Source organism: Methylobacterium sp. CCH5-D2 (genome assembly GCF_001556475.1).
In the GTDB taxonomy this organism is placed as follows: Bacteria; Pseudomonadota; Alphaproteobacteria; order Rhizobiales; family Beijerinckiaceae; genus Methylobacterium; species Methylobacterium hispanicum.
In genome coordinates this window covers 1-4037 of the sequence record NZ_LSIX01000201.1, presented here as the reverse complement: position 1 = coordinate 4037, position 4037 = coordinate 1, and the positions used below count along the sequence as shown (strand labels likewise).

Sequence of the window (4037 nt, the reverse complement as noted above, 5' to 3'; positions counted from 1 at the left end):
GTCCCGCCGCCGTGACGCCCGCCGACGGCCTCACGCCCGAGAACCCGATCGATCTCGGCATCGACGCGGACGGGCCGGCCTTCGCGGCGGCCCTGAAGCCGCTGCTCGCCGACCGGGAGAACGACGCGGTGCTGGCGATCCACGTGCCGACCGCCCGCTCGAACGCCGCCGCGGTGGCGGAGGCGGTCGCCGGGACGGTGCGGGAGGCGCGCGCCGGCACGACCCGGAAGAAGCCGGTTTTCGCGGTCTCCCTCGGTGCGGACGAGACGGAGGGCGCCGCGCTCTCGGCGGCCGGCATCCCGCGCTTCACGACGGATTCCGAGGCGATCGAGGGCTTCCTCCACCTCGTGCGCTACCGCGAGGCGCAGGACGACCTGATGCGCACGCCGGACTCGCTGCCGCGCGACTTCCACGCCGACACCCAGGCCGCCCGCGGCATCGTCGCCCGCGCGCTGCGCCAGGGCGCGACCTGGCTCGACCCGATCTCGGTGATGGAGCTGCTCGAGGCCTACGACATCGCCTCGGTGCCGCTGACGCTGGCCCCCGACATCGACGCGGCCGCCGCCGCCGCATGGCCGGTGATCGCCGCGGGCGGCGCGGTCGCCCTGAAGGTCGTCTCGCCGGACGTGGTGCACAAATCCGATATCGGCGGCGTGCATCTCGACCTCGTGAGCGAGGCCGACGTGCGCGGCGCGGCGCGCGCGATCCTGGCCCGGGCTCGGCGCGAGCGGCCGGAGGCGCGCATCACGGGCTTCGCGGTGCAGCCGATGGTGCGCCGGGGGCGCCGCCGCGAGCTGATCGCGGGGCTCGCCGAGGATCCGACCTTCGGGCCCGTCGTGGTGTTCGGGCGCGGGGGTACCGCGGTCGAGGTGATCGACGACCGGGCGCTCGGCCTGCCGCCCCTCGATCTCGGGCTCGCCGAGGACCTGATCTCGCGCACCCGGGTGGCGCGCCGCCTCGAGGCCTACCGCGACGTGCCGGCCGCCGACACGCGGGCGATCGCCCTGACGCTCGTCAAGCTCGCCCAGCTCGCCGCCGACCTGCCGCAGGTGCGCGAGCTCGACATCAACCCGCTCTTGGCCGACGAGACCGGCGTCGTGGCCCTCGACGCGCGGGTGCGGATCGGGCGCGGCTATCCCGATCGCCGGGTCGGGCGCGGCCATCCGCGCTTCGCCATCCGGCCCTACCCCACCGCCTGGATGAGGACGATGTCGCTGAAGGGCCGCGCCATCCACGTGCGCCCGGTCCGGCCAGAGGACGAGCCGCTGTTCCGCGCCTTCTTCGCCACGATCGACCCGGAGGACGTGCGCCTGCGCTTCTTCGCGCCGGTGCGCGAGTTCAGCCACGCCTTCCTGGCCCGGTTGACGCAGCTCGACTACGCCCGCGCCATCGCCTTCGTGGCGCTCGACGAGTCGGCCACCGAGGAGGGCCGCCGGATGCTCGGCGCCGTGCGCCTCCACGCCGACGCAAACGGCGAGAGCGGCGAGTTCGCGATCCTGGTCCGGACGGAGGCCCGCGGCACGGGACTCGCCTACGCGCTGATGCGGCTGATGATCGACTGGGCGCGCTCGGAGGGCATCGCCCGCGTCGAGGGCTCGGTGCTCGCCGAGAACCGCCCGATGCTCGCCGTCTGCCGCCGGTTGGGCTTCGGCCAGCACCCGGACCCGGAGGATGCCGGCATGGTCAAGGTGAAGCTGCCCCTGACGCAGGCGGGGTGAGCGCCGACGCTCTCCCTCCCCCTCTGCGGAGGAGGGAGAATGCGCGCTAGAACGGCCGCGAATCCGGCAGGCGCGCCGCGGCGATCTCCTCAGGGCTTGGCAGGCGGCGCAGAACCAGCGCCTCGCTGCGATCCGCCGCCACCAGCCCCAACCCCGCGAAGGCGTCGAGCCAGCCGTCCATCGGCCAGAAGCCGTGTCGGGCGTGGAAGCGGTTGGCGTTGCGCACGATGTCGGCGACGTGCTGCACCGGCGGGTCGTAGGCCGGGTGGTGCTGGTGCCAGGCACGGCCCTCGGCAGCGAACAGCACCGGCACCCCGGCCTCCGCCGCCCGGAAGGCGAGATCGGTGTCCTCGGCACCGTAGCCGTCGAAGCCCTCGTCGAATCCGCCGAGCCGGTCGTAGGTCGCGGCCCGTACCGCGAAGGCCAGCGACCAGAACAGGCCGGGCTGCGGCGCCGGCACGACGCCCGATTGGGGGAAGCTGCGCACCGGGTGGAGTTGCCCCGCCGCATCGAGATCCGCCGCCTGCCAGCCGTCCCGCACGGCGCCGGCCGGCAGGTACGAGATCGCGCAGCAGATCAGCGCGTCGTGCTCGGCCGCGCAGGCCCCGAGGCCCGCGACGAGGTCGGCCGAGGGGATGCAATCCACGTCGAGGAAGACCAGGATCTCGCCCGAGGCCGCGCGCCGGCCCGCGTTCCGGGCGGCGGCGAGCGGCAGGCCGTCGCCGTCGAGCAGGACCCGCCGCAGCGGGAAGCCGTGATCGGGCAGGGGCGCGTCGTCGCCGCCCATCTCGACCACCACGCACTCGGCCGGATGGTCGCCGCGCCCGAGCCCTTCGAGCAGGCGCAGCAGGTGGGCCCGGCGGCCCTTGTTCAGGGTGATGACGCTGGTGCGCATGGAATCCGCTCCGCCGTCAGACCGCGACGAAGCGCTCGTGCGGCCCGCACAGCCGCTCGATCATCTGCGCCTCCAGGCGAAATCCTTCGGGATCGTCGGAGATCAGGTCGGTGGTCTGCGAGGCGTGGGCGTTGACCGCCCGCACCTTGGCGTCCCGATGCGCGGAGACGTCGAGGCGGAAACCCCGCGGCTCGGGGCCCACCTCGGTCTCGGGCGGCAGGGTCCAGCCCCAGACCGGGTACTCGTAGAGGCGGCTCGCTCCGAGCTGAGGCCGGGCGAGCGCCACGATCGCGGCCGAGGCCTGATGGTCGCAGTGCGGGTCGTGCCGCCAGGTCACGAAGACCGCGCCCGCCCCGCAGGCACGGGCGGCGGCCGCCACCGCGTCCGCGGCGGCCTGGGCGGCCGGCCCCGCGCTCGGCACGTGCGCGTCGGGCAGGCGCAGGAAGGCCACGTCCCCGGGCGCCATGCCGAGTTCGGCCACGGCGCGCCGGGTCTCGTCCTCGCGCAGGCTGCGCAGGCGCTCCGGCGGATAGAGCTTCGAGTGGGTGTGCGAGCCGCAGCCGTCGCTGACCACGACGAGGCGGACGGGCCGTCCGAGGCGACGGGCCTCGGCGATCAGGCCGCCGCAGCCCAGGCTCTCGTCATCGGGATGGGGCGCGACCACCACGATCCCCCCCTCGCCCACCAGGGTCGCGAGATCCGCGACGGGGAGTCGATCGGCGGCGGAGAGGAAGTCGTCGACACGCATGGCGCACCCTCGAGACGAGATGCGCCGTCCTGTACGGCCCGCCAGATGAATGCGGCCTGAGAGCGGGCCGATTCCCGCTGCGGCCCGCTACCGATCGTTCTCGGTGGTCAGATCCTGCAACCGGGTGCCCTCGCCCTGGCCCTTGGCGTCGAGGCGCACGCCCGGCGTGGGCAGGTCGGTGAAGACGGCCCCGGCGGACGCCAGCGCGCTGCGCAGGGCCTCGATCTGCCCGGCCGGCGGATCGCCGTAGCCCGCCTCGAAGTCGCGCACGAACCGCTCGTCGAGGCCGACCTTGCGGGCGAGGTCCGCCTCCGACCAGCCGAGCAGCCCGCGGGCCGCGCGCGACTGCTCGGGCGCCATCGCCCGCGCGACCGCGCCGCTCTGAGCGCCCTCGTCCGATCCCGTCACGGCTCGTCCTCCGCCTCGATCCCGGCGCCGTGCCGGGTGCCTGCACGCGGGACAACGCCGATGCGGCGGCGTTCGGTTCCGCAGAGCGCGAGAGGGGGACGGATCCGGGCCCGTCGATCCCGGGGGATGGCGCCCCGCCCCGGCTCCGGCGCGCCTTGACCATAATTGTGCTGAAATCCTATCGGATTGGCGCTGGTGCACGTCCCGAATCCGAACCGGTCACCGCCGGCGTCCGATCCCCGGACAAGGCAAGGCGTGCGGCGGGCCC

At 74.7% G+C, this 4037-nt stretch carries 4 protein-coding genes; 1 reads left to right on the top strand and 3 read right to left on the bottom strand.

Annotated elements, in window-relative coordinates; genetic code table 11:
* On the top strand, nt 1-1718 hold a 1718-nt coding region (locus AX737_RS05265; RefSeq protein ID WP_156453541.1), incomplete at its 5' end, for a GNAT family N-acetyltransferase.
* Nucleotides 1719-1764: 46 nt separating this feature from the next.
* Here the strand turns inward: AX737_RS05265 and AX737_RS05260 are convergent.
* The 3 genes from AX737_RS05260 to AX737_RS05250 all read right to left on the bottom strand — a co-directional run bounded on the left by AX737_RS05260 (nt 1765) and on the right by AX737_RS05250 (nt 3769).
* Nucleotides 1765-2613: a galactosyltransferase-related protein gene (locus AX737_RS05260; RefSeq protein WP_066919564.1), complete on the bottom strand. Its 849-nt coding sequence runs from the start codon at nt 2611-2613 to the stop codon at nt 1765-1767.
* Nucleotides 2614-2629: 16 nt separating this feature from the next.
* The gene (locus AX737_RS05255; RefSeq protein ID WP_066919562.1) at nt 2630-3361 is read right to left on the bottom strand and encodes a PIG-L deacetylase family protein; all 732 of its coding nucleotides are present in this window, start codon (nt 3359-3361) and stop codon (nt 2630-2632) included.
* An 87-nt stretch (nt 3362-3448) separates the two neighbouring features.
* Nucleotides 3449-3769 carry a helix-turn-helix domain-containing protein gene (locus AX737_RS05250; protein WP_238230477.1) on the bottom strand — a complete coding sequence of 107 codons (321 nt, stop codon included), beginning with the start codon at nt 3767-3769 and terminating at the stop codon, nt 3449-3451.
* Between the last annotated feature and the right edge of the window lie 268 nt (nt 3770-4037).